Origin of the sequence: Lysinibacillus sp. FSL L8-0312, assembly GCF_038003285.1 — a bacterium.
In the GTDB taxonomy this organism is placed as follows: domain Bacteria; phylum Bacillota; class Bacilli; order Bacillales_A; family Planococcaceae; genus Lysinibacillus; species Lysinibacillus fusiformis_D.
Genome location: NZ_JBBOOV010000001.1, coordinates 2,908,202 through 2,927,706 on the forward strand (window position 1 = coordinate 2,908,202; position 19,505 = coordinate 2,927,706).

18 protein-coding genes, 1 pseudogene and 1 riboswitch are annotated in these 19,505 nt (G+C 37.5%); of the genes and pseudogenes, 11 read left to right on the top strand and 8 right to left on the bottom strand.

Translation table 11 applies throughout. From position 1 onward, the window contains the following. Positions 1-107 precede the first annotated feature (107 nt). From MHI22_RS14675 to MHI22_RS14690, 4 genes are all read left to right on the top strand, one after another. Positions 108-1,058, top strand: coding sequence for an ABC transporter substrate-binding protein (locus MHI22_RS14675; protein WP_330493685.1), 951 nt, complete (start codon positions 108-110; stop codon positions 1,056-1,058). Between the two features lie 656 nt (positions 1,059-1,714). Beyond that, a complete protein-coding gene (locus tag MHI22_RS14680; RefSeq protein ID WP_340812329.1) occupies positions 1,715-3,283 on the top strand; it encodes a helix-turn-helix domain-containing protein in 1,569 nt (522 codons plus the stop codon). Between the two features lie 123 nt (positions 3,284-3,406). After that, positions 3,407-3,805: a hypothetical protein gene (locus MHI22_RS14685; RefSeq protein ID WP_036128728.1), complete on the top strand. Its 399-nt coding sequence runs from the start codon at positions 3,407-3,409 to the stop codon at positions 3,803-3,805. Positions 3,806-3,899: 94 nt separating this feature from the next. Further along, positions 3,900-4,006, top strand: a riboswitch (SAM riboswitch). An 88-nt stretch (positions 4,007-4,094) separates the two neighbouring features. Further along, complete coding sequence (locus tag MHI22_RS14690; RefSeq protein ID WP_036128730.1) at positions 4,095-4,832, top strand: cyclase family protein; 738 nt, start codon at positions 4,095-4,097, stop codon at positions 4,830-4,832. Positions 4,833-4,874: 42 nt separating this feature from the next. Here the strand turns inward: MHI22_RS14690 and MHI22_RS14695 are convergent, their stop codons facing one another. Together MHI22_RS14695 and MHI22_RS14700 are read right to left on the bottom strand one after the other, a co-directional pair. Beyond that, the gene (locus tag MHI22_RS14695) at positions 4,875-5,471 is read right to left on the bottom strand and encodes a DedA family protein (protein ID WP_036128732.1); all 597 of its coding nucleotides are present in this window, start codon (positions 5,469-5,471) and stop codon (positions 4,875-4,877) included. Between the two features lie 100 nt (positions 5,472-5,571). Then, complete coding sequence (locus MHI22_RS14700; RefSeq protein ID WP_340812332.1) at positions 5,572-6,345, bottom strand: Cof-type HAD-IIB family hydrolase; 774 nt, start codon at positions 6,343-6,345, stop codon at positions 5,572-5,574. 336 nt (positions 6,346-6,681) lie between these two features. Here MHI22_RS14700 and MHI22_RS14705 point away from each other — a divergent pair, with 336 nt between their 5' ends. From MHI22_RS14705 to MHI22_RS14715, 3 genes are all read left to right on the top strand, one after another. Further along, the gene (locus tag MHI22_RS14705) at positions 6,682-7,365 is read left to right on the top strand and encodes a DUF2225 domain-containing protein (RefSeq protein WP_036128736.1); all 684 of its coding nucleotides are present in this window, start codon (positions 6,682-6,684) and stop codon (positions 7,363-7,365) included. 22 nt (positions 7,366-7,387) lie between these two features. Next, positions 7,388-7,741 (top strand): hypothetical protein, encoded by a 354-nt coding sequence (locus tag MHI22_RS14710; protein WP_036128737.1) that lies wholly within the window; start codon positions 7,388-7,390, stop codon positions 7,739-7,741. 247 nt (positions 7,742-7,988) lie between these two features. Further along, positions 7,989-9,407, top strand: a complete 1,419-nt coding sequence (locus tag MHI22_RS14715) for an erythromycin esterase family protein (protein ID WP_340812334.1) — start codon at positions 7,989-7,991, stop codon at positions 9,405-9,407. Between the two features lie 49 nt (positions 9,408-9,456). On the opposite strand, the gene MHI22_RS14720 is transcribed toward MHI22_RS14715, so the two are convergent. From MHI22_RS14720 to MHI22_RS14730, 3 genes are all read right to left on the bottom strand, one after another. Continuing rightward, the gene (locus MHI22_RS14720) at positions 9,457-10,632 is read right to left on the bottom strand and encodes a DUF4272 domain-containing protein (RefSeq protein WP_141904199.1); all 1,176 of its coding nucleotides are present in this window, start codon (positions 10,630-10,632) and stop codon (positions 9,457-9,459) included. Position 10,633: 1 nt separating this feature from the next. Beyond that, positions 10,634-11,935 carry an SMI1/KNR4 family protein gene (locus MHI22_RS14725; RefSeq protein WP_340812336.1) on the bottom strand — a complete coding sequence of 434 codons (1,302 nt, stop codon included), beginning with the start codon at positions 11,933-11,935 and terminating at the stop codon, positions 10,634-10,636. A gap of 184 nt (positions 11,936-12,119) precedes the next feature. Next, a complete protein-coding gene (locus tag MHI22_RS14730) occupies positions 12,120-12,950 on the bottom strand; it encodes a MerR family transcriptional regulator (RefSeq protein ID WP_036128745.1) in 831 nt (276 codons plus the stop codon). An 86-nt stretch (positions 12,951-13,036) separates the two neighbouring features. Here MHI22_RS14730 and MHI22_RS14735 point away from each other — a divergent pair, with 86 nt between their 5' ends. Together MHI22_RS14735 and MHI22_RS14740 are read left to right on the top strand one after the other, a co-directional pair. Continuing rightward, positions 13,037-13,504 (top strand): GNAT family N-acetyltransferase, encoded by a 468-nt coding sequence (locus MHI22_RS14735; RefSeq protein ID WP_036128746.1) that lies wholly within the window; start codon positions 13,037-13,039, stop codon positions 13,502-13,504. Beyond that, positions 13,491-14,834 (top strand): MATE family efflux transporter, encoded by a 1,344-nt coding sequence (locus tag MHI22_RS14740; RefSeq protein WP_058845250.1) that lies wholly within the window; start codon positions 13,491-13,493, stop codon positions 14,832-14,834. Before MHI22_RS14735 ends, MHI22_RS14740 begins: the two co-directional genes overlap by 14 nt. Positions 14,835-14,864: 30 nt before the next feature. Here the strand turns inward: MHI22_RS14740 and MHI22_RS23445 are convergent. Continuing rightward, positions 14,865-15,389: pseudogene (locus tag MHI22_RS23445) on the bottom strand (GNAT family N-acetyltransferase). 73 nt (positions 15,390-15,462) lie between these two features. Further along, positions 15,463-16,506: an AI-2E family transporter gene (locus MHI22_RS14755; protein WP_058845249.1), complete on the bottom strand. Its 1,044-nt coding sequence runs from the start codon at positions 16,504-16,506 to the stop codon at positions 15,463-15,465. 442 nt (positions 16,507-16,948) lie between these two features. Between MHI22_RS14755 and MHI22_RS14760 the strand changes: the two genes are divergently transcribed. Next, positions 16,949-17,338, top strand: a complete 390-nt coding sequence (locus MHI22_RS14760; protein WP_058845248.1) for a RidA family protein — start codon at positions 16,949-16,951, stop codon at positions 17,336-17,338. 114 nt (positions 17,339-17,452) lie between these two features. On the opposite strand, the gene MHI22_RS14765 is transcribed toward MHI22_RS14760, so the two are convergent. Continuing rightward, positions 17,453-18,034: a TetR/AcrR family transcriptional regulator gene (locus MHI22_RS14765; RefSeq protein ID WP_036128759.1), complete on the bottom strand. Its 582-nt coding sequence runs from the start codon at positions 18,032-18,034 to the stop codon at positions 17,453-17,455. A 295-nt stretch (positions 18,035-18,329) separates the two neighbouring features. On the opposite strand from MHI22_RS14765, the gene MHI22_RS14770 reads away from it, so the two are divergent. Further along, positions 18,330-19,490: an MFS transporter gene (locus MHI22_RS14770; RefSeq protein ID WP_231745151.1), complete on the top strand. Its 1,161-nt coding sequence runs from the start codon at positions 18,330-18,332 to the stop codon at positions 19,488-19,490. Positions 19,491-19,505 lie beyond the last annotated feature (15 nt).

A 19,505-nucleotide genomic window follows, 5' to 3' on the forward strand; every position in this document is an offset into this window, starting at 1 on the left:
TTGATATGTTGTGTCCTATAATTTACTTGAATCAAACGAGAATGATTATCATTCTAGGTTAAGATGACATTCTTGCTGTTTTAGTAAATTAATAGGAGTGAATAGCAATGCGTAGAGGTCGATATTTTTCATTTGTCCTTTTACTTGCACTAATGTTCGTGTTAGGTGCCTGTGGCTCAAATGAAGTAAAAGAGGATACAGCGAAAGAAGATCAATCAACTAAAGATACAAGAATTGTAGAAGATGAGTTTGGAAAAGTAGAAATTCCTACAAACCCACAGCGTGTAGCTGCTATCTATATGGAGGATTATTTAACTGCCTTGGATGTAAAACCTGTTGTGCAATGGTATCACCCATCATGGGGTAAACAGGACTATTTAGGATTAGATGTTCCTGAGTTCGACATTACTGGTAGTATGGAAACATTACTACAAGCTAAGCCTGATTTAATCATTGTGGATGGCGCCGCGGATAAGGCAAAATATGAAGAATACTCAAAGATTGCACCTACTTACCGCTTAAAAGAAGATATTCTACAAAATCCACGTGAAATTGTAAAAACAATAGCTGATGTTTTAAATATTCCTGATAAAGCAAAGGAAATCGTTGACAAATATGAGCAACGTGTATCCGATTTAAAAGCAAAATTAGATGAATCAATTGGAGACGAAACAGTTGCTGTTGTACGTCTAAATGTCGCAGATAATACATTAGCTTTATTTGGCATTCAAAATCGCTACACTGGCTATATTTACACAGAAACGGGCTTGACACCACATCCGTTAGCACGTGATATGACAGAGTTTCATGAAGTCTTATCTGAAGAGGCTATTCCAGAGCTAGATGCAGATCATATCATCCTTTTCCCTTCAAATGGCACTTGGGATTCGAAAGAAAATCAAGAAGCGATTAAATGGTTAGATAGTACACTATGGAAAACAGTACCTGCTGTTAAAAATGGGCATGTCTATATTGCGGATCGAACATATTGGCAGTCTGGAGCTATCACAGCTAACCTGCTGAAATATGATGATCTTGAAAAATGGTTCGTGAAATAATTTTCAAAAGAAAGCTCTTTATGAGGGCTTTCTTTGCATAGCGTTGAAAAACAAAACCATCCATAAAATTTTTGTGAAAGATGAAAATGGATTTCCGTTGCAGGCTACTTGCTTTCCTGTGGGCGAGCGCTGAGCCGCTTCCTCCGTGCAGGGGCTCGCCTGTCTCGCTATCCCATGGGAGTCAAGTAGCCTTCCACTCCAACCCACAAAAATGGTACCTTTTTAGCAAAGGTTTTCAAATAAAGTGAAGGTTTTTGCTACTTATTTTATGGAGGATGATTGTCATTCATCACTTCTCCATATTGAAAATAAGAGCCTATCCCCTCTAAGAATACAGATAATGGGCTATTTGATCGCTATACTACTATGAAAAAAAGTAAAGACACTTTGCAGAATGGTTGATTGGAGTGGAGCCAGCGTCACTCCTAGGGGATTTAGCGTCACAGATGAGACCCTGGAGCGAGCGTAAGTGAGTGAAGCGGCTCATCGGACGCCCCCTGGAAAGGGCGCTGGCGGAACGGAAATCAACCTCTCACCTTGCAAATTTGCTTTTTCTGCCGTTGACATCATCTTTTTTCAACAACATGAAAGAAAGCTCTTCAGAGAGCTTTCTTTGTATTGTTCTCCAAATTCAATTATAAAGGGGTGAATCATCAATGGGTAACTTAACACATGTCTATACGTTACAAACTATTTCTTATGCGACTCAATCAACGAACAAGCAGCAGTTTAATAGTGATTTCTATACACTTTTCATCGTAATGAGTGGCAGCGGAAAGCTAGAAATAGATCATAACACCATTCATCTTAGTGAAGAAAAGTGCATATCGATTCCTCCTAATAACACGGCTAATATACGCATTCAAAACGAGCACCTTTGTTTTTATCAATTACAGTTCAACATTGTCCATCTTAGCAATAAACAGACTACTAGCTCTTTTAAGCGTGTCAAAGAGCAACGTCTCCTCCCCTTTTCGCAATGTCGTAGACTGCTAGAAGCCATTTATCAGAACCGTCTAGCGGAGGATGAGCACACCATCTTTGAGCAGCATGTACACTTTCAAGAGCTGATGTTATTGCTCTTACATCAAACAATACCCAAGCTGGTGCAAAAAAATGATCGTCAATCTGTTGAGCAATCCATTAACTATTTGCATAAACATTTTGAAAAAGAGTGGACTGTCGAGCAGTTGGCAGAGCTAGCTGATGTTCCAAGATGGAATTATACCCGTATGTTCAAAGAGATTACAGGGCAAATCCCTCTTCACTATTTAAATAACATTCGCATTGAAAAAGCCAAGCAATTATTAATGACAACAAATGATCGGGTATTTGAAATTAGTCAGTCTATCGGATTTAATAATGAATATTATTTCAATCGTCGTTTTAAAGAACATGTCGGCATCTCTCCAGGACAATATAGAAGAAACCAAAGCAGCAATCTACGTGTATTTGCACCATTCTTAGAAGACTTCTTTGTCGCCCTTGGGATTACACCAATTGCTCAATTCAGTCATCCAAAATGGGGAAAACAAGACTATTTAGGTCTTCAAGAAGTGCCTGATATCGATGTACAAAATGGAGAAATGGATCGACTCCTTCACTATAAACCAACATTAATTATGCTAGATGCAGGTATAGAGCGATGGGAATCCTGTCATCATTTAAATGAAGTAGCTCCCATCTGTCATATCTCACATCCTGGAGAGAACTGGCAGTCTACTTTGTTTAAGATTGCTGATTTAACAGGAAAAACCGCCTTGATGCAAGACGTGATCCTACAATATGAGGATAAGGTACAGCAAGCAAAAGGAATTCTTAGTAAATCCGTTTATGGGCAAAGTGTGGCATTTCTTCGCATTTCAGCCATTGGCATTACTCTATATGCGGGTCCTGAATGTGGCTATACGGGGCCAATTTTATATCGTGACCTCGGTTTAATGCCACATCCACTTGTCTGGAGTATTCCGCACAATCAACGTAAAGCACCACTGACATTTGATCAATTGCTGCAATTAGATGCGGATCATTTATTTATTACTTTTGATAAACAACATTCCATTTACGAGAACGAGGAGCGTACGATTTTAAAAACTTCTATGTGGAAAAATCTAGCTGCAGTTAAAACCAACTGTGTATATGAAGTGGATTTTTTAACATGGATGAATTACGGTATTCTGTCTCATAGTAAAAAAATTGATGATGTCTTACATGTTCTCGGCTAAAAGAGGAAGCTCACTTTGGCTTCCTTTTTAAATGATTAGGACAGACATTGCACTGCAAAATAACACCTAAAGACGTTTAGCTACATAAGATAAGATATCAGCTATAGGATAGGAGGAATTACATTGTATTACAATCCTTATCCGTACTTTGTTCATCCTTATCATTACCCAACGTCGCCACTTGCCCAGCAGCTTGCCGTTAGACCTATTCCTCAACATTTAGCAATGCCGAACACTACCCCCTTTCCACCTGTCGACACACATAAATTAAAAATGTCAGCTACACGGATAAAGGCGATCATGCAACAGGCTCAATTGCTTACGGATAAAATTGATAGCTCTCAACAATTTGCACATGATCTAATGAATGCTGCACAGCTTTCAAATAAAACAGAGGTTGATAAATTAATCACATCAACAGGCATTACGATGAAATTTGATGCAAATTATACACCAGACAATTTCAGAATACGTCTTATGGATAATGGTTGTTGTGGCATAACCATAAATTTAAGTTGGTAAAAAAATTTACCCTTATATCTCTATCGAACTTGTAAACTATAAAATTCTATGCTAAAGTGTTTTATTATTATTTCTGAAAATTCTTATATCACTTTTCTTATCAAGAGAGACGGAGGGATTGGCCCGATGAAGTCTCAGCAACCAGCTCAACAGTATGGTGCTAATTCCAATTGGCAAAATTTTAAGCCTGAAAGATGAGAAGAAGAACTACCGTTGCTTATTCTGGAGTCCTCTTCTAAGGGGACTCTTTTTTATGTTCTACTAATTTTAACAGAAAGCAGTGAAATCAATGTCAAACCAACTTTTACAAGCATTACAATTATTAAAATCAAAACAATGGGTTGATTTAACACATACATTCGGCCCTAATTCCCCACATTTTTTTATGTTTGAAGATGCTAAATTTGAAACATTATTCTCTCATGATGACGGGTTCTTCGCACAACAATTCACGTTCCCAGGACAATATGGCACACATATCGACCCACCCATTCATTTTGTGCGAGACTCCCGCTATCTAGAAGAATTAGAACTAAAAGAACTAGTTCTTCCTCTTGTCGTTATTGATAAATCACGAGAAGCTGCTAGCAATCATGACTTCTCGCTAAGTGTGCAAGATATTTTTGATTTTGAAGCACAACATGGAGTAATTGAAGCAGGTACCTTTGTAGCGCTACGTACGGATTGGAGTAAGCGCTGGCCAGATAAAGAGGCATTTAGTAACCAAGATATGGATGGACATAACCATATACCAGGCTGGGGCTTAGAGGCATTACAATTTTTATTGAAGGAACGTCAAATAAGTGCACTTGGCCATGAAACATTTGATACTGATTCAGCCGCTGATTTTCACAAAAATGGTAAGCTAGATGGCGAATACTTCGTGCTTGAACAAAACATCTATCAAATTGAGTTGATGACTAACTTGGACAAGCTACCTGCGAAGGGGGCAATTATCTTCAATATCGTCCCTAAGCCTGAAAAGGCATCTGGATTCCCTGTACGCTCATTTGCTATTTTGCCATAACACAAAGGTCTGTACGATTCATATGTTGAATCATACAGACCTTTATTTTCGTATATTTCTTTTTTTGAATAGATAGTAAACGATGAGCATTACGAGGCCAAACAATAGGATGAGATAAATACTATAATGGGATAAATAATAACCAACAAACCGCCACTTCTCCCCAAGCATCCTCCCTAACGTTATAAATGTGAAAGTCCAGATAAATGCCCCTGTATAGGCAAAAAAAGCAAACTTTCTATATGGATAATTATTAATTGCCGCAATATAGGCTGTCAGATGTCGTACACCAGGTATAAAATAGCCTATTAATAATAAAGTTGGCCCAATTTTAGTAAACAGTTGTTTTGTAAAATCAATTTTTTGCTCCGTAATATGAATTTTGGGTCCATATTTCTGCAATAATGGTAAGCCAAAACGATAGCCGATATAGTAGCTTAAGGTAATACCGCCAACTGCACCAATCATTGCACTTACTAAAGCGGGAATGTGTTCAAGGCTTTCTATATAAACGCTGTAGCCAACATATGTTAGAAAGACCTCATCAGGAAGTGGCAACCCAACAATGCCTCCAATTAGGATCACGATAATACCCAAATACCCGTAATGTTCAATTAGAGATTGCACATGATGTGCCATATAACATCCCACCCAAAATTTATTAAAACGCATTGATTAACAAGTTCCTTCAATAGATCTAAGAGAACCTGAGGCATCGACTTTAAGACCTTCAGCAGCTTTATATCATTTGAAACTGCCGTAAAGCAAAGTCAATACCACCTTCAGTGGAACTCTTTGTAACAAAATTCGCAACTGCTTTTAGAGCTGCACTACCATTTCCCATAGCAATACCTAGCCCTACATGCTCTAACATATCAATATCATTATCCCCATCTCCAAAAGCAATAGCATTTTCAGGATCAATGTTAAAATGGTCTAGTACCGCTTTAACAGCTATCGATTTGGCAACATCCTGCTGTAATACATTCACAATATAAGGATGCCATCGCTGCCAAAATATATGCGGAAATTGGCTAGCATATCTTTTTTCAGCCTCCTCATCTGCATATAGACACATGAGAAAAACTTCTTCATCCACAATTTTTTCATTCACAACCGGAAAATTTCGTAAAGATAGAGTTGCCTGCATCGCATTGAAAGCAGCTGGATGCTGAATGCCATTCATCGATAGTTGCTCTGTAAAAAATGTGAGGCTATGCTGCTGTTCACGTGCAAAAGCTTGTACATTTTGAACAATATCTTTAGCAATAGGTGTTTTATGTATGATTAAATCCTTGTGTTTCACATATGCCCCATTTGCTGTAATAAAGGTTTCAATCCCTAGCGCTTGTATCTCCTGACACATCGATAAAGGTCTTCCTGTAGCCGCTACAAGGTGAATTCCTCTCTCCTGCAAAAGTTGAATGGCCTTCTTTGTGCTTTCTTCCACACAGCCATCCTCGTAATTAATCAGTGTTCCATCCATATCAAAAAATATGATATTATAATTCATCTTAAGCCGCCTTTATAAAACAGTACTTTAGAATCACAAACATTTAATTCATTCCTTATACTTAATGAAAAGTATGAAAGTATTTTGACAAACTTTCAGCAAACTCTATAACTTACATTAACAGCACCGATAAATACTATTACAAGCATAGATTTAATGACAATTAACTATAAAACAGATGAATATTTTTATTTTAATAATTCTAAAGGAGTATACCAAAGAACACAGAATTGTTAAAATAAAAGATATCTACTTAAATACATTGAACGATAAACATTTACGTATAAATAGAGCAAAAGAAACAAAATTTTAGAGCCTGCAAAGGAGTTGATTCTTATGGCATTTAACATTTACTACTATGAAAGTAGTGTAGATTGTAAATTTTGCAAAAAGCATTTTACAACTTATAAAGTACGCCCTAATCGATATAAAATCATCGAGGAGCAAACAGATTTCATGCCTGTTTATGATGGCTTAAATCCTTTGCTGTATGAGGTTGCTGTTTGTCCCCATTGCGGCTATGCCTACCATAAGTCTATGACACGGACATATGGACCTTTCATGCAACTCATTGATGAAATTTACATTAAAGAGCTCCAGAAGCCGATGGATATTTGTCAGGAACGTACAATCGATGATGCCATTGTCAGTTTTAAGCTTGCTTATTTGGTATCACGTGCTTCCATGGAAGAATCCCTTTTAATGGCGAATTTCGCCTTGAAAATTGCTTGGCTTTATCGTTTAAAAACCGATGAGGAATCCGAAAAGCGTTACCTTTTTGCAGCTAGAGACTTTTATAGTAAATCCTTTGCATCCAATCAGGAGGGTGGAGAAAGAATCCAGTTTTTACATGCTGAATTAAGCCTTCGACTCGGTGATATTGTAGAAGCTAAAAAAGGATTCTCACGTTTAATTGCCGATCGAAATGTATCACCAAAATATCGAAAGCTTGCGCGTAATCGTTGGGAAAATTATAAATATGACGAACAACCTATAACAGTTAATGAAATCATTAATTGATTTGACGAGGAGAGGACTAGTTATGTTGCTATTCCATAAAAGAATTGATGTGAGAGAAGAGGATATATTTTCAGAGTTACATCATTTTTTATTAAGAAAAAATAATCGCTACTTAACAAACGATGAGATAGTCGCTTTAACAGGAGTATCACCTGAACTCCTTTACAAATGGGTAAAAGCAGGAAAGTTAAAAAAGTCCATTTTCCCTAATTTAGGAGCGCCCTGTGAACGATGTGGACAAATTACACAAGCTAAAATTTGTGTGAGCTGCTCCTCCTCCATTGTTGGTACATTAAAGCAAGAAGAAAAGGATCGTGCATGGTTCAATCAAATTCAACGTAACCATGTTAGAGCAAGCACCTATCACTATAAATAATGATAAACATCTCCACTTTACAAATGGAGATGTTTTATGTTGTTGAAAAAAGGTGATTCACTAGCAGAAAAAGAACCCTTGGCAAGGTAGTTTTGTTTCCAACGCTATGGAGCAACTCCACTTTACAAACGGGGATGTTTTTTTGCCAATATAGGCAAATTTAAACAAAATTTAAACAAACTCTTCCTAAGCTTTAAACTTCGTTCCTTATAATAAGTATCAATATAAGAAGAAGGGCTGATTATTAATGAAAAAAGATAGGAAACGTAAGGTTTTATTAAGTATTGCACTGACAAGTTTAATGGCACTAAACGGAGTAACTAGTGTCTCTGCGGATGTCACTGCAAATGAAGAACAGCTCAATATTGAACTTAATTCAACAGTCAAACAGGTTAGGTCTTCTAATGAAACGTTATTAGATTGGAAAAAATGGGTAAACGATCATGCCTATAGCCTGTCCTCCATTCAACCTGAAACATTTAATGGACAAAAAATTCCATCTAGTGAATTTGAGGATTTAGAGATGCTAAAGCCATTATTACATGATAAGCGCATTGTCTTTTTAGGAGAGAGCTCTCATGGTGTTGCACAATTTAATCTAGCTAAAACACGTTTAATACAATTTTTACATCAAGAAATGGGCTATAATGTTCTCGCTTTTGAAAGTGGCATGGGGAATGTGATGAACGCCCAAGGAAAAATTGACAAACAAGCGGCTCTACAAACAATGAAGGATGGTATTTTCGGTGTATGGTGGACAAAAGAAACCCTTCCTCTGTTTGAATACGCCAAAACAACTTATACAACAAAGCAACCCCTTGTTCTCACGGGCTTTGATATTCAACAACAAGGGGCATTCACGAATGGAGATTGGCTGCACAATCCTCAATTAGCTCAACAATTCAGTGAAGCAGAGAAACAACTCGCTGAATGGAGCTCAGGAAAAGATTTAAAGGGCTATCAAAAAGAAAAGGCAACAATTATCAATGTGTATAAACAAGTAAAGGCACAAGTACAGTTAAAAGAAAAAGAGTTGCAAGCAGCATATCCAAATGAACCCCACATTGTAAAACTGATGGAGCGTACTTTAGCAGATCGTATTCGTTTAGCAAATGAATATGTTGAACTAACTATTCAGGCCAATATTGACCTTGAACAAAATAATATAGAGTCATTTTTACAAACAATGGAATGGCGAGATCAGGCAATGGGTGAAAACTTACTTTGGTTAGCTGAAAAGGTTTATCCAACAGAAAAGTTTATCGTGTGGGCACATAATGACCATATTCGTAAAGCACAATCGGATGTAATGGGTTCCCCTTATCCAGTCAAATTAATGGGCGAACGTTTACCAGACATCTACAAGAAATATAGCTATGTACTAGGCCTATACATGGGAAGTGGCGAGACAGCAAATAATATGGGTGAACCGATGGCTGTATTACCACCTATCAAGGGATCTATTGAGGATATTCTGTCTACAAAAAATAAACCATATACATTCATCGATATGCGCAATCGTCAAAATGAGCGAGGCAACTCATGGATGTTTGAGCCTCGCATAGGCTATAGCTGGGGCGTTATGCAGGAAAGCTTTGTTCCACGCGATCAATACGATGGTATTCTCTTGATCGATAAAGTAAGTAAACCCCATTATGTAAAATAACCTCTCTTATAAAATAATCGCAAACTAGATTCCCTAGTTTGCGATTACTTTATGTATCCATGGATATCGTATCCCATTCCTCGTCTTGATACCCAATCATCCAAAATAAGCCTCTACGCCTTTCCATCACAACACTTTCATTTAACGCTAAAGGAGCTGTCTGTCCATTAATTCGACTATCTACACAAGCCCAATGCAATCTATAAATTTTATCAGCCTCGTCTAAAATTTCTTCCTTACTGCGCATAATTGTTTGTTGGTAAAACTGTTCAAACGTTTCGCAGCTTGAAACAGCTTGAATCGCATATTCACAATCACAAACATCTTCCGGAAAATCTAACTCTTCCACCATACCTAATGCCCAAATGAGTGTCCAATAGGCTTCATATTGCCATGAAATATTGACAGCCTCTTGCGTACTAGGATGCTGCGCCCCCAGAAAGAGCCTTTCTTGCTCCGTTAAGAATGGTTGTACTTTATATTTATGTAGCATATCGGTAAAGAATTCCCTAGACCCTTCAATATCGCCATTTTGTGCTACGTCACAGGCGAATTGAATAACAATCAATAGGGCAACTGCTCTTCTTGCGATATCCTCTTGACTTTTAAAGTGGAGATTTTCTAATGGTGATAGCTGAGGAAGAGAAGCAGCGTAAGGAATCTCTCGTTCTGTTAAAAAAGCGATCGTTTTATTTTTTCGCACTTCTCCCTGTGCTGATGCTACCTCATGCGTATTTATTTTTCTTGTACAAGCATGGGGTCTAAAGTCAGATGGACCTGATTCCCCGTTAGGATAAACAATCACGCTACCGTTTTGATCCAGCAAAGTACCGTCTGGTAGAAAACCAATACCGCCTATCCTTGTTAGTAGTCTTGTAAATAGCTGCATATGCTCGTCTGTCATAGCCCTATCCATCTCGATTGCAATGACTGTATTGAGCACAGCTATTTGAATCATTACTCGTTCTTTTAGCTGTTCATCTTTAAAGGGAATAGTATCGTAATAGCCCATCATCCCAGGGATATTTTTTGCAAAATAATCAGGGTTCATATCTTCAGTTAAAATGTTCATCGAGCATCTACATTTTTTAAAAAGCCCTTTAGATTTCAATAAATATCCGCTATCTTGTTTTTCAATAGCAAAGCCTTTGGCAAATACGTCGGCTATTTTAGCATGCATATCATCTAGATCATTTTTGGAAGCAAATATCGTAAAATGATTCAAACTACTCTCTCCTTTGTAACATATAGCATTTCAGTATCCAATTTTCCAAACCATTCAGTACTTGGCTAAATAATTGTTTATTTTTTCGTAATACCTCATGTTCCATCCAATAAGCCAGCAAAGAGCGCCATTCTTCCTCATTTATCATTGTTGTTGGTGTGATTCCCTGCTGCATCATATAGCAAACAGCTCGGATAGCTGTCAGTCTCTCTACTTCACTACCATCTAACCACTCAAATAGTGTCCCTGCACTTGGCTGTGATACTGCTAAAAGCGAGTCCCAGCCATCGATCGGAAATGCAACATAGGGCTTCATCCATGTAATAATGTTTGGGTGCTGGAAATGGCGTAATCGATGTAATGCCGTATAGGCATCCATGTTATCTTTTTCAATATCCTGTAGGATAAGGGCCAGCCCTTCGTCTACTGGTAAACAATGCGCCGTTAAATAATCACGTAGCCAGGCTGGAAGTTCAGCATTCCCTTGCCAAAGTTCCTTTACCCATCTTTCAGCCTCGTCAGCACACACCGTTACTAGAACTTCACCCCAAGCTTTTTGTTGTGCTGGAGTCTGTGCTTGTTCAACTCTTTGTTGAAGTGCCTCATATATCCTTACCTTATCAAATTGCCAAAAAGCCTCTTGAATGCTTGTTTCTCTTACGCCATGCATGGAAACATAATGAAGTAAAAATTCTAAGCTTGATTTAGCCTGCTGTAAATTAGAGCTTAAATATTGTTCCAGCCACGTTAACCATATTTGTGACCTAGTCAGATTAACATCCAATCCCTCCCCACTACAAAATTGTTGATGCTGTCCACAGTCTACACCAATACAGCCTAGAGTGGTCGCAATGTCGACATACGCAGGAAAGCTTAAGGCAAGCAAATTAAATTCATCTTCTTCATGACTCCAATACCAAATCGATTCGTCCTCAAGCTTGAGGAGAAGGGCATCTCCGTTACCTGCCGTAAAAAATTGTAAGTATTGCTGTTCATGCAATTCATCATCCCCTCCAAAATAGGGGAAATCCAAATCATTTAAGCTCCAGCCAAAATCTCCAGAAGGCGTATCCAGCAATTCTGTAGGCAAGATAGCTTCGTCAGGGAGAGACCAATAAATAGTTACTTGCTGCGAGCAATTTAGTAAGAGATGACGGAACTCATTAGGGATTTGTACGCCAAGTCGTGCCTCTACCTGCTGTAAATCATGTTCAGTAGCGACTGCTCGTATTTCAATCGGATGTACATAAGCTCCTTGCCACTTCAATCGCTTTATTAAATGTTGCCAACGCTCAATCCACATTGCAGCTCACCTCCACATAGGCTAAAATGATTTCTTTCGTCTTATTTTTATCGTCAGAAAATCATCTACTGATTAGGTTCATTTCCAACACAATAAAAAATGCTATTATTTTACTGATATATAAGCCTTCAAATATGCTAAATTACTTAACTCTATACGGTCTTTTTTAGTAAGTAACAGTGAATTATTTGACTTTCTTTACTTCCATCATAATTTTTGTCACATACTCTTCTTCTCGATTTTTTATAACAGCATCATAAACGTATTCCTCATAAACGTATTGACCAAGCTCATAGCCTTTTTCATGCATGACATTAAATAAACGTGTATAGGTCTCTCCAAGCTTCGCAGAGGGCCCAACATGATAACCAATAACGAATTCCCCCTCTATTGCTTTAAAGTAAGGATGACCTTCTCTTGGATTAGGCTGCTCAATATATAAATAGCTGTAATTATCGTAATTGCCTGCTAATACTTGTTCTCTCCTCGTAATCCCTCCGATTGGATAACCTGTATCTAATTGAGAGCGATCTAATTCCTCGATAAAATCCGATACAGCCTTCACAAACTGCTCTTCAGTAGAATCTTCGATATTTTTACTTAGGTATAATGTATCTTCAGGAAAGTACTCAATCGTGATGTCATCAAAATGTAGATGTAGAGCTTCCTCAGTCGTTTTGATTTTGACATCAATAATATTTTCAATCATTTCGAGCTCTCGACGTTTCTTCGCAACAATTTCTTTTTGTTGATGCATCAATTCTAAAAAATTCTCTGGTGATTTCTCTGCCATATACTGCTGAATATCCTTCAAGGACATTCCAACTGCTTTTAATAACTCAATAACACTAAAAAAATCATATTGAGCAAGTGAATAATACCGATAATCTTTACTATCCTTCATGATGGGAGATAATAATCCAATTTGATCGTAATAAATGAGTGTTTGCTTATTAACCTTACAAATTTTAGCAAATTCCCCAGTTGTAAAATATTTTACATTTTTATTAAGCATTTTTTGAGCTTCCTCCCTTGACTATATAGTAACTATATACTTTAAATTGTACCTATTCACAATAAAAATAGAAAGGTTTTGACATTATGTTCACGGAGATTCGTGACATTACAGCTTTCAACAAGAAAGAAATTTTAGCTTTACGCATCGCAGACAATCAGCAACATTTTATTGAAACGACAGACCAATGCTTAACAGAGGCAGAAATGGATCGACGCTTTACTCCTTTAGGTCTGTATAAAGATAACACCGTTATAGGCTTCGCTATGTATGGATTATTCCCTCATGAAGATTACAGTCAACGCGTTTGGCTCGATCGCTATCTAATTGATGAACAATACCAAGGGCAAGGTTTAGGTAAACACTTTTTACAGCAACTTATTCATTACTTAACAGTAAAGTTCAACTGTTCACAAATATATTTAAGTGTTTATGACAATAACGCAGTAGCTATTCAGCTGTATAAACGATTTGGTTTTATATTTAATGGTGAACTAGACGACAAAGGGGAAAAAGTAATGGTGTTGGAGGTGCATGGACATGACAACCATTAATCCTATTGAAACAAGACCACTGAAACCATTATTTCTTTCATACTTATTCCCCGCAATGATCGGTATGCTTTTGATGTCCGTCAATATTTTGGTAGATGGTATTTTCGTTAGTCATGGCGTGGGTCCTACAGCGTTAGCTGGGGTTAATATAGCCGTTCCCATTTTCTCTATTTTGCTTTCTATTTCTCTATGGATTGGTATGGGAGGAGCTACGCTTTTCTCAATTTCTCTTGGGGAGGGCAATAGGCAACGAGCCCATCAGCTCTTTACATTAGCATTTATAATGATGTTACTAGTCGTGCTAACGATTATCGGATTCCTTGCATTCAATTTAAAAGATATTTCTTATATATTTGGGGCAAGCGATGATACGTATCCCTATGTACAGGAATACCTACATGTTATTTTACTGTTTGGCGTGTTTTACACACTAGAAAATCTACTAAGTATTTTTATTCGAAATGATGGTAACCCAAAGCTTGCTATGCTGGGCTTAATTACAACATCAGTATTGAATATACTCTTAAATTATATCTTTATCTTCGTACTAGATTATGGTGTGACTGGCTGTGCCTTAGCAACAGCAATCGCCACTATTATAGGTACGTCTGTACTTTGTCTTCATTTTTTCCGTCCACAATCTGAGTTAAAGTTTGTCTCTTCATTTTTTAATCTATCAGATCTCAGAAAAATATTTGCTATTGGACTACCTAGCTTTATCGTTGAAGCTTCCGTAGCAGTTATCGTTATTTTGTATAATGTTACCTTCTTGCACTACTTAGGGGCAAATGGCGTAACAGCCTATGCAATGGTCAACTATATCCATACTGTATTGTTAACGATTTTCCTTGGCATCGGTATGGCACTACAACCATTAGTGAGCTATCACCATGGGGCGAGATTACTAGAACGATTAACAGCATTATTAAAAATAGGGCTAGCTACTGCATTTATTTTAGGGTTAACGACGGCACTTATCGCAATGCTTTTCCCTTCTCAATTAATGGCATTATTTGGAGATAGCTCCTTTGAAATTCGTAGTTTGGCAGCACAGGGCTTTGTTCACTTTGCCATTGGCTATGTATTTTTAGGAATCAATATGGTGTTCGCAGAATTTTTTCAATCCATTGAAAAAATTCGTATTGCCACAACCATTATGTTACTACGCAGTATTATTTTATTTATCCCTACCCTCATCGTACTACCCAAACTACTTGGCTCTCAGGCCATTTGGTGGACCTTCCCGGTAGCAGAGGGCATTACAGCATTGCTCATTTACTTGTATATTAAAAAAAATCCAAGAACCATTTCCTCTCTAAAAAATGCTTAAATAGAAAGGGGCCTCATCATGGCCCCTTTCTTACTTTTTATTCAAATATTCATCACGCAACATACTCATAATAATCCCATCCGAAAATGCATTGTTCATAAACAAAGCCTGTCTTAAAATAACTTCTGTATTTGAAACCGACCTTCTCATAGGATTTAATGGCTCTACTATTATGGAAATACACCTGTAATTCTAAGCGGTTCAGGTTTAGCTCCTCAAATATAAATTTTTGAGCAAGTTGTACGGCTTCAGAGCCATATCCTCTACCGCACTCCTCGATACTATGTAAGGCTATAATGAAACATTGCTTTTTTATTAGTTAAGTCGATCTCGATAATCGCCAATTACTTGATCGTTGTCAATTGAACAAATAGCAAAATCATAGCGCGAGGCATCTTCTTTAAAACGTTGAATCGCCTCTTTAATGTGTTCTTTTGTAAATATGTTACGCGTTCCTGTCATATACATGATTTCTTCATTTTGAAAGCACCTTGCAATACGATCGATATCATCCTCACGAATGGCTCTTAAATAGACTCTTTGACCTTTTATCATGATAGACTCCTCTTTCACATGAAATAAGGAACCATCTTGTACGTAGATGATTCCTTTGTCAAAACTATTCCATTTACTTTTCATTGGGTATTGGTACCGATTTCTTTACAGGCTCTTCCGAGGAGGTTACACCTAGAATATCGAGCAGGAACATAAACAGCGGAATACCAATGATTAACCCCCATACACCAAGGAAATGCTCTGAGAAGAGGATGACCATAAACGTATAGAAAATCGGTAAATCTGTCTTTGCGGACATCAGCTTTGGATTTAAGAAATAAGCTTCAATGGCATGTAATACCATGACAATGACTAAAATATAGACAATGTACATTAAGCCACCGATACTATATGCGATAATACTTAGTGGAATTAGTGAAATAATAACTCCTGCGACTGGCACTAAACCTAAAATAAAGAGCATAATCCCAAGAGCAATCAGATGTGGAAAGCCCATTATAGAAAGGGCAATCACTGATAACACACAGTTGACAGCAGCAATAATAAATTGAGCCTCAATTACTTTACCAAATGAGCGGATGAAAATTCTTGAAAAATAATGAAGTTCATCATAAAGTGGTCCAACTTTACTATCCTTAAACTTGGCTGTAAACTCAATAATGCGTTTCTTTTCCAACAAGATGAACAAGCTCAATATTAGAGAAATCAGAATTTGCATAATGATTTTACCAATATTCGTAATATTTTTAAGAGTTAAATCCACACCCTGCTCTAAATATTTTCCAAGTTCGATTTTCTCAAAAGTTGGCGCTAAATATCTGGCAATCTCATTGTCATCTGGATCGAGATTAAAGCTGGCAATAAGATCGAAAAGCTGGGTAATTTGCTGGGTTACAATCGGCAAATACTTGTAAATTACCGCAACAATACCTGCGACAAGTAAAAGGTACAATGTTACTGTAACAGCCTTTTCATTCATCGGTGTATATTTTCTTATGCTTTTCGTTGTCTTCGTAGTAAGCTGATTCATCAAATAGGTAATAATAAACGTCAGCAAAATTAAGTTGATCATACTACGCATTAAATACAATGCAACTGCAATCCCAACTAGAAGAATAATACGTTTAAATCCATTACTCCGAAAGAAATTACTCATTTATTCACTCCTTCTACAAAACGGCCTCGCTGCCTCTGCTACCTAGGGCTACACTATCAACTAAACATAAGCAGTATAAAATTGATTTACAACAATACGCATCATTCTTATGTAAAAATTTCCCTCTCATTTAATGAGTATAGCCATCTACCTTCAAAATAAGACGAAATTCATGTTTCTTTAGAAGTGTCTGTATAAAACCTTAGGCGTGGGTGAAGTGAATTGTATGTCTTGTCAAATTAAAAAATCAATACTTTTATCCTTTTTGAAAGCTTTATCAGCGTATAAGCCTAAATTCTATGAATCTATTATAACCCTATAAAACCAGCATATCCAATTTGAAAGTTCTTTTATAATGGTATTTGCATAGAACTTTTATCAGATGGTACATTATGCTATTTTGATTACAGAAACAAATTAAAAATAGACAAGGACTGATTCTATGAAAATTGCGAGGAATCCTGAGAACATTCACCCACCTGTTGCTCCTTATGTACATCAAATTGAAGTCACTGGCCCCCATAGGTGGTTAACCCTATCAGGTCAAATCGGTATGATGGCAGATGGGACTATCCCTGAAGATGCAGCAGTACAATTGAATGTAGCACTAGAAAATATAAAAAAAAATTTAGAAAGCGCCAATATGGAGGTTCAAGATCTGACGAAGATCGTTTTCTATTTGGTAGGAGAAATGGATGCAAGTCAACGACAGCAAATCATCCATAACTTTTTTGGGGGACATCTTCCATGCACAACATTGATATATGTGGTTGCACTCGCTACTCCTGCCTTAAAGGTTGAGATAGACGCATGGGCTTGTAAGAAATTATAAATCATACTATGTTATATATAATCAAGATGTGCTGTAATTATGTATTTTTCTAGTACCCCTTTAACCCTTCTAAAGGGGTACAGTTTCATCTACTTTTACATAGATAGTAAAGTATTATTTAAGTAATGTGAGCGTTGTTGCAATTGCATTATCAACAAAGGCTTGTTGCGGCTGTGATTTCAGCATGACCGTTAATCCGATTAGTGCCACAAGTAGTGCTTGTGCTAAAGATTTCGCATCCGTGTCAGCATCTAACTCGCCTGATTGGATTCCTCGCTCAATCGTCTCCTGAAAAATAACAGCTAAATAAAGTTGATGCTCTCTCGTTAAAATTTCAAATCTCTCGTCATGAGGAGCTAATTCAACCATTGTATTGATACAAAAACAGCCGTTACTAAGATCTTTCGTATATTCAGCTGCAATCACTTCTTCAAAAAAAGTAGCAAATGCCTGCTTTACAGACGTATGGCTTTGGAGTCTTGCTCGTATATCAGCTGCACGAGATGTCGTATATCTTCGAAGTGCTGCTTCGAAAAGCTCTTTTTTGTCACCAAAGGTTGAATAAATACTAGGACGTTGAATGCCCATTCTAGCAGTGAGATCACTTAAAGAAGTAGCTTCATATCCCTTCTCCCAAAATAACTGCATGGCAGCCTCTAATACTTTTTCTTCATCAAATTCACGGGTTCTTGCCATAAAAAACCCACCTCCTTTATGTAAGGATTAATAAGCTGGTCACTACAATTTAAATACCAAACAGTATGTAATAATTGTACAACCTGCTCTTTATATTGTCAATTTCCGTTTTATTTATAAAAATAAATTCAAAAAATACATTGACACAGCAAATAAAACTAAGATATATTTACCAATAATTATTTCATACCAAACGGTAAGTTATGATGACAATTCAATTATGAATGGAGGATACCGTGTGGACAATGATCTGAAGCGAGAAAACGATGTGCCTACTATAAATCAACAGTCTTCCATGTCTCGAGCTATAACATTATTATTCGCAACAGCCTGTGGAATGTCTGTAGCCAATATTTATTTTGCACAGCCGCTGCTCGATCAATTGTCAAATGAGTTTACTATTGATCACTCGATTATTGGTGTTGTTATTACCATCACGCAAATCTTTTATGGCTTAGGTTTATTACTCTTAGTGCCTCTAGGAGATTTACTCAATCAGCGCCGATTGATTATTGGACAGATGCTACTGTCCATAACGGCTTTGGTTATAGTAGGCACTGCGTCCTATAGCGCAGTACTTTTCACAGGTATGGCTTTGGTAGGTCTACTTGCAGTTGTGACGCAGACACTTGTGGCATTTGCGGCTACTATGGCTTCCCCTACAGAACGAGGTCGTGTTGTTGGTATTGTCACGAGCGGAATCGTCATTGGCATACTGCTCGCTCGGACCTTCGCTGGTCTCTTAACTGATCTGGCTGGCTGGCGGTCCGTTTATCTAGTCTCTGCCACTCTTATGTTTTTAATGGTCTGTATATTTCTAAAAGTGTTACCTAAAGTGGAGCGTGAAGTAAAAGCCCTATCCTACTTTCAGCTAATTAAATCCGTATTTATGTTGTTCATTCAAGAAAGAACTTTACGTATCCGCTCGGTTTTAGCCATGCTAATTTTTGCTGATTTCAGTATTTTATGGACGCCAATTGTTCTGCCACTTAGTGCCCCACCGTTAACACTGTCACACAGTGTCATTGGTGCTTTTGGTCTTATTGGAGTGGCTGGTGCATTAGCTGCCGCACAGGCAGGAAAATTTGCTGACCGGGGTTATGGACAAAAAACAACAGGGATTGCTTTAGTGCTACTACTCATTTCATGGTTGTTTATAAATTATCTAGAAAAGTCGTTATTTGCATTAGTTGTTGGTATTATCTTGCTGGATTTGGCCGTACAGGCAATTCATGTCACTAATCAGACGATGATTCTTCCATTGCGTGCAGAAGCGCGAAGTCGACTTACCGCTGGTTACATGGTGTTCTACTCCATCGGCAGCGCTGGCGGTTCAATCGCTTCTACACAGACATATGCACACTTTGGCTGGGAAGGGGTTTGCTTACTTGGAGCTTCTATCAGTACAATTGCCCTTATTTTTTGGGTAATGACTAGACGATTCACAAAATATTGATTTAACTTAGGAGAG

Excerpts from the sequence above, each read along its gene's own strand:
- MHI22_RS14730 (WP_036128745.1), bottom strand. The coding sequence starts at position 12,950 with ATGCTTAATAAAAATGTAAAATATTTTACAACTGGGGAATTTGCTAAA.
- MHI22_RS14705 (WP_036128736.1), top strand. The coding sequence starts at position 6,682 with ATGGCATTTAACATTTACTACTATGAAAGTAGTGTAGATTGTAAATTT.
- MHI22_RS14700 (WP_340812332.1), bottom strand. The coding sequence starts at position 6,345 with ATGAATTATAATATCATATTTTTTGATATGGATGGAACACTGATTAAT.
- MHI22_RS14690 (WP_036128730.1), top strand. The coding sequence starts at position 4,095 with ATGTCAAACCAACTTTTACAAGCATTACAATTATTAAAATCAAAACAA.
- MHI22_RS14710 (WP_036128737.1), top strand. The coding sequence starts at position 7,388 with ATGTTGCTATTCCATAAAAGAATTGATGTGAGAGAAGAGGATATATTT.
- MHI22_RS14695 (WP_036128732.1), bottom strand. The coding sequence starts at position 5,471 with ATGGCACATCATGTGCAATCTCTAATTGAACATTACGGGTATTTGGGT.
- MHI22_RS14680 (WP_340812329.1), top strand. The coding sequence starts at position 1,715 with ATGGGTAACTTAACACATGTCTATACGTTACAAACTATTTCTTATGCG.
- MHI22_RS14770 (WP_231745151.1), top strand. The coding sequence starts at position 18,330 with ATGTCTCGAGCTATAACATTATTATTCGCAACAGCCTGTGGAATGTCT.
- MHI22_RS14755 (WP_058845249.1), bottom strand. The coding sequence starts at position 16,506 with ATGAGTAATTTCTTTCGGAGTAATGGATTTAAACGTATTATTCTTCTA.
- MHI22_RS14735 (WP_036128746.1), top strand. The coding sequence starts at position 13,037 with ATGTTCACGGAGATTCGTGACATTACAGCTTTCAACAAGAAAGAAATT.
- MHI22_RS14740 (WP_058845250.1), top strand. The coding sequence starts at position 13,491 with ATGACAACCATTAATCCTATTGAAACAAGACCACTGAAACCATTATTT.
- MHI22_RS14725 (WP_340812336.1), bottom strand. The coding sequence starts at position 11,935 with ATGTGGATTGAGCGTTGGCAACATTTAATAAAGCGATTGAAGTGGCAA.
- MHI22_RS14675 (WP_330493685.1), top strand. The coding sequence starts at position 108 with ATGCGTAGAGGTCGATATTTTTCATTTGTCCTTTTACTTGCACTAATG.
- MHI22_RS14715 (WP_340812334.1), top strand. The coding sequence starts at position 7,989 with ATGAAAAAAGATAGGAAACGTAAGGTTTTATTAAGTATTGCACTGACA.
- MHI22_RS14765 (WP_036128759.1), bottom strand. The coding sequence starts at position 18,034 with ATGGCAAGAACCCGTGAATTTGATGAAGAAAAAGTATTAGAGGCTGCC.
- MHI22_RS14760 (WP_058845248.1), top strand. The coding sequence starts at position 16,949 with ATGAAAATTGCGAGGAATCCTGAGAACATTCACCCACCTGTTGCTCCT.